Raw genomic sequence first — 239 nt, 5'->3', positions numbered from 1 at the left:
AGATAGCAAGTGAAGTGGTTAGTACTCAAATCGAAGTAGTTGGTAACCTTGATAGTATTTGTAGTGCTTGCCCAAACCAGACTAAACAAGGTAAATGCACCGAACAAGCTAAAGTTTTAGAGCTAGATAGAAGGCATATGGAAATTTTAGGAATTAAAATTGGCGAGACTTTGACCTGGAGTGAAGCGGTAGAAAAGATTAGGGAGAAAATGTCTTTAGAGAAATTCGACTACGCATGT

At 38.1% G+C, this 239-nt stretch carries 1 protein-coding gene; it reads left to right on the top strand.

What is annotated here, in order from left to right:
• Window positions 1-239, top strand: a 239-nt coding sequence (locus WG67_RS05220) for a DUF1284 domain-containing protein (RefSeq protein ID WP_458694933.1), incomplete at both ends; no start/stop codon positions are given.

The organism is Wolbachia endosymbiont of Drosophila incompta (assembly GCF_001758565.1).
Taxonomy (GTDB): domain Bacteria; phylum Pseudomonadota; class Alphaproteobacteria; order Rickettsiales; family Anaplasmataceae; genus Wolbachia; species Wolbachia pipientis.
Note: the sequence above shows the minus strand (reverse complement) of the source record. Positions and strands in the feature narration are given on the sequence as shown.